This window comes from Tunicatimonas sp. (assembly GCF_049647865.1).
Taxonomy (GTDB): Bacteria; Bacteroidota; Bacteroidia; order Cytophagales; family Cyclobacteriaceae; genus Tunicatimonas.
This window is the reverse complement of the sequence record NZ_JBARYM010000499.1, coordinates 1-5,369: the sequence shown is the minus strand read 5'-3', so window position 1 is coordinate 5,369 and position 5,369 is coordinate 1. Positions and strand designations below refer to the sequence as shown.

The following is a 5,369-nucleotide window of genomic DNA, read 5'->3' as shown; positions in this document are numbered from 1 at the left end:
GGACTAGACATAGCAAATTCTGCCCCGACATTCACTGTAATCTTATCTCCTTTACCGCTTTTGGTAGTTACTAAAACTACTCCATAAGCTGCCCGAGCGCCGTATACTGCGGCAGCGGATGCATCCTTTAGTACGCTAATACTTTCAATATCATTCGGGTTAATCCGGTTAAGGTCCATCGGAACTCCATCTACTAGAATGAGAGGTGCTCCACCATTAATTGATTCAAAGCCACGTACGTTGAAATCAATTGGTTCAGAAGGGTCACCATTACGAATGTTCACGTTCAGGTTGGGAACAACTCCCTGCAATCCTTCACCAACGTTAGCAATGGGCCGGTTTTGCAATACTTCGCCATCGGTAACTCCAACAGCACCGGTGAGGTTTACTTTTTCTTGCGTACCGTATCCAACTACCACAACTTCCTGTAGACTTTGGATATCAGGCATCATTACCAAGTTAATAGTGGTTCGCCCATTAATCGCTATCTCTTCCGGAGTGAATCCTATAGAAGAAAAAACGAGTGCTTCAGCACCAGCAGGTACAGTCAACCGGTAGTTGCCTTCTACATCAGAAATTGTACCCTGGGTTGAACCCTTCACCAGGATATTAACTCCGGGTAAGGCTTCGTTGGTTTCTCCATCGGTGACTTGACCCGATATTTCACTTTGAGCCAGTAGAGAAGCGGAACCCCAGAGGCATAGTAGCCACACTCCGAGTGCCCGCTTTAGAAACGGTAAAATGTTCATCATAATAAATAGTTTTGGATATATAATATTAAAGAAAGGTATTGACAAGGGAAGTATTAGTTGTGTTTCTTTGAGCAAATTACTAAACCGATTGCATTACAAATCTGCTATTAACAGCAGTTGATTCTGTGAAGTAAATATTTTTGCTTGAATTAAAAAACAATTTTTTAAGAAAGTAGTAACTATAAATTCAAGTAAAGGCTATTTATAACTATTCTTCTTTCAGCATATTCATAGACATATGAGTTGCCGAATTAGCAATACACTATTATTTTTACTTTTTATATAATTATAGGTGTCTAAAAGTCTAAGCGATTAGATAAAATATCAAATTAATCTAATTGTAAATTTGTCAAACATTTAAACTAAATAAAATTAATAGTATTACACTTTTTTATAAATGTAATTAAATATATGTAATAGTATTACTATAATAGATTATTTCAGCTAGTTTTTAAACCCATTTAATGCTTCCAATCCTAGTGTAAGTGCTTGGGTGCCGAGCTTTCCGTGGCCCTGAGCTTTTACTGCTTCGTAGAGTTGCTTAACCAATGCTAGTCCAGGTAGGGCTAAACCCATATGGTTAGCTTCAGTGAGGGCAATACCCATATCTTTGATAAAATGTTCTACGTAGAAGCCCGGATCAAAATTGCGGTCTACTACCCGAGGTGCTAAATTGTCTAGTGTCCAGCAAGCGGCAGCTCCGCCACTGATAGATTGTAGCATAGTGGTTAGATCAAGCCCTGCACGGTGAGCGTAAAGTAAACATTCGCATACGCCAATCATGGTTCCAGCTATTGTAATTTGGTTGCACATTTTCGTATGCTGACCCGAACCGGCCTCGCCTTGGTACACAATATTCTTTCCCATAATTTCAAACAGGGGCATTATGGTGTCTACGGCTTCTCTATCGCCCCCCACCATTATGGATAGGCCCCCATTTTTTGCGCCTATATCACCGCCCGATACGGGAGCATCAATGGTAGATACCTGCTGTTTCTGACCTGCTTGGTAAATCTCTTGAGCTAGACTTGGTTCGGTAGTCGTCATATCTACTAGAATGCTTCCCGCCTTCGCTCCGGCTAATACGCCATCTTCGCCCAAATATACTTCTCGCACGTCCTGAGGAAATCCTACAATTGTAAAAATTATTTCAGCGTGCTCCGCTACTTTCTGAGGCGTTTCAACCCAGGTAGCACCTTTGGCAATACAAGCTTTTGCTTTTGCTTTAGTTCGGTTATACACTGTACAAGAGTACCCAGACTCTTGCAAGCGATTAACCATAGCTGCTCCCATTACTCCAGTACCAATCCAGCCAATTTTAGTATCTTTAGTTATCTTTTTCATTTCTTAATCTGCTATGATTTTACAGTTTTTCGTACATTGTTACTTATTGCTCTTTTGAGCTTCCATCTTTTCATATCGCACATCTCGTCTTTCATATCTTAGAGAGTTTGTTAGCTAAATGTTTAGCCGCCCGGGTATCGTAATCCCGATTTTGTTCATCTTTGGGAACTAGTTGGTTTACTGCATCTAAAGAAGGAAGGGCATCTTGATCCATTGTTTCCAACACATTAAGGGCTTGTACTCGGGCCATCAGATTATCATCACTTAGGGTATTGCTTAGCGCATCAACGGCCACTTGTTTATCACCTAAGTGATACAAGGCTTCGGCGGCGGCAATCTGCACACTCACCTCGTCGTCGTTTAATAGTGCTTGTAACTTCGGTTGAGCATCAGCGGCATGTTGCGCCAAAATTCGGCAGCCGGTAGCTGCCCAGTAACGGATAACTGCGTTTTCATTTTCTAGTTGGGCGATCAATTCAGAAACAAATTGAGGGTCGCGTTGGGTGGCCATTTCTGCTACCTCAATAATCTCTTCTAAAGGATAAGCATCCGAATGAGCAAATTCGTATAGCGTAGTAGATGAATCTTGGGCTATATCGAGCATCATGGCTTCTGGTAGGAAGCCAACATCGCGAACATCGAGTAGCCATTGCTGATTGGCGTTCTTCAGCTCCGTAAGCTTTTCCTGGTACTCCGGGTCATCAGCCAAGTTGTTAATATTATGAGGGTCAGCCTCTACATCGTATAACTCTTCGGCTGGTTTTTCTTCAAAAAAGGCTGACTGAACCTCGTTTAGTTGACCAGCGAGATACGCTTCCTCCCAAGAACGCATGGAAGGAGCTCGCCACAAGTACTCGATATATTGCGCATAGATTTTCTGTGGCATGTAGTTGCGGATGTAGCGAAACTGCTCATCGCGTACCGAACGAACCATATCGAAGCGTTCGTCCATTCGACCACGGAAGTTATAAACGTAGGGCTGAGGTTCGGTTTTCTGCTCACCCAGAAAGACATTGCCCTGCATATAATCCGGTACCGAGACACTCGCTAGAGAAAGCAGCGTCGGGGCAAAATCGACGAAGCTTACCAGACGGTCACTAGTAGTACCCGCTTCACTGGGGGCTAAATGCTGGTAGGCTTTAGGAAAACGAATGATCAGGGGAATATGTAAGCCCGATTCGTACATGAATCGCTTACTGCGTCCTAAAATTCCTCCGTGATCGCTGTAATAAAAAACGATGGTGCTATCGGCCAAACCCGAATCTTCCAGCTCTTGCAGTACCTGTCCTACCTGGGTGTCCATCTGCTGAACGCGATCGTAGTACTGCGCCCAATCGTGTTCCATTTCTGGGGTGCGAGGGTGGTACGGAGGAATCGGTACGGTTGCGGGGTCGTGCATCAGTGAGTCGTTCGGAATGAACGAATGAATTGAACTTTCGTGAGAAGTAGTAAAATTAAAGATAGCGAAAAAGGGCTGTCCGGGATTTCGGTTTTGGTAAGTAGCCTCCCGGCTGGATTCGTCCCATACTTCGGGCTGATCGATGGTGTTGTAATCTTTTTTTACGTTGTTGGTGCAGTAGTACCCTGCTTCTTTCAGGTAAGCGGGATAAAATTTTACAAAATCCGGAATGGCGTTGGTACTACGCATGTGCTGCGTCCCCAGGGAATTGGGATACATCCCGGTAATGAGGGCATTACGAGAGGGGGCACATACGGGTGCTGCCGAAAAAGCTTGGGTATAGCGAACGCCTTCCGTAGCCAGTTGGTCAATATTAGGCGTGGTGGCAAAGGTGTCGCCGTAGGCACCAACAAAAGGACTATTATCTTCGCTGGTAATCCAAAGTATATTAGGGGGGCGTTCGGTAGCGGTAGGCTCAGTAGATGAGCAGCTTATGGATAGAAATGCTAGAATACTCGCTAATAAAATATAGCCAGTTCCATTCCCAACGTGGGTAAAAGGGTGAAATAGTAATTTTAACATAATAGGATGTGGTGAATGCCTTGGGGGTTTAGGTTGATTTTGCAGTATGCTTTTTTTAACTTTTTAGGACAAGGTTTAATGAACTCAACAGGTCTTAATTTTTCATCATCCTGGTATTGCCTTAGCTACGGCACTCTTCATTCTACTCAGCCCGGTTTTGGCTACAGTCATAGCATCTTGCTGCCAGTAGTCTTTATTGAACAATTCCAAAGAAAGAATTTTGCCTGGGCCAGTTTTATGTAAATCCTGGAGCACCTCGGTTACCGGAGCTACTCCGTCGCCAGGATATACACGGTAACTATCGTCTAGTTGCTCCCGACCAGGTTGGGCCGGATAATCATTAATATGAAATATCTCAATAGCCGAGCCACTAAGCAGTTTTAGGCCATTAAACTCAGAACCACCTTTGTATAAATGGTAGATATCAGGCAATATTCGGGCTTTAGGGTGTTGGCTTTCTACCGCTACGAACATCGTCTGACCCAATCGGTGTAAATTAGCAGAGAATCCCCACACTTCGAGTTGAGGAATGACTCCCTGAGATTCTCCTAGCTCTAAAATCGCTCGGTAGCGTTCGGCCGCTTTCATCAAATCCAGACCAGGTTCTTTAGTAGCACCCATTGGCGGGGCCGCAATTCGCGAACATCCTAGCTGAGCTAGCATATCCATTTCTCGTTTAAGCTGCTCCGTGGCTTGCTGCCGAATGGTGTCATCGTCTACAATCCATTGCGCAAATCCAATAGCATTAGCTACCGAAATTCCGAGATCATCGATCCGCTTACGAAGATCCGAGAGCGAACCGCCTTCATCTACATACTTCTGTAAACCGTTCATCCAAACTTCAATGGCATCGTAACCGGCTTCCGAAGTAATTTCTAGTTCTTTAACAATTCCCAGCTCTTGCCCCCGGAGGGTGCTCACATTAAGGCAATAGTGAAAACTCGGCAGAGCTGGATCATTGTTGGAGAAGGTAGAAAGGGGATCAGTCGCCAATGCAGATGAGGTAGCGAATAATCCGGCGAGGGCATTCCGACGGGAACAAACAGTATTGAGCATACGAGTAAGGTCGTTAGGTGGTTATGGCTAAACTAACCATCTTTACTCTTTGCCGCAACTTTTTAAAGTACCGGGATGACTATACAAAGCTAAACTAGATCGTTTTTAACTTCCGAAGGAATAGTAGAGGGTTCTAAAGTATGAGCTATCGGAAGGGTAAAGTAGAAGGTAGTACCTTCATCTTTTTTACTTTCTACCCAAATTTTTCCACCATTGCGTCGCACAAATTCATCACA

4 protein-coding genes are annotated in these 5,369 nt (G+C 44.0%); all 4 read right to left on the bottom strand.

The window, feature by feature from the left end; translation table 11 throughout:
• A partial coding sequence (locus WBA23_RS14785) for a carboxypeptidase-like regulatory domain-containing protein (protein WP_424583053.1) occupies positions 1-752 on the bottom strand: 752 nt, incomplete at its 3' end.
• A 444-nt stretch (positions 753-1,196) separates the two neighbouring features.
• Positions 1,197-2,096, bottom strand: a complete 900-nt coding sequence (locus WBA23_RS14780) for an NAD(P)-dependent oxidoreductase (protein ID WP_424583052.1) — start codon at positions 2,094-2,096, stop codon at positions 1,197-1,199.
• A gap of 91 nt (positions 2,097-2,187) precedes the next feature.
• Positions 2,188-4,077, bottom strand: a complete 1,890-nt coding sequence (locus WBA23_RS14775) for a sulfatase-like hydrolase/transferase (protein ID WP_424583051.1) — start codon at positions 4,075-4,077, stop codon at positions 2,188-2,190.
• 105 nt (positions 4,078-4,182) lie between these two features.
• The gene (locus tag WBA23_RS14770; protein WP_424583050.1) at positions 4,183-5,133 is read right to left on the bottom strand and encodes a sugar phosphate isomerase/epimerase family protein; all 951 of its coding nucleotides are present in this window, start codon (positions 5,131-5,133) and stop codon (positions 4,183-4,185) included.
• Between the last annotated feature and the right edge of the window lie 236 nt (positions 5,134-5,369).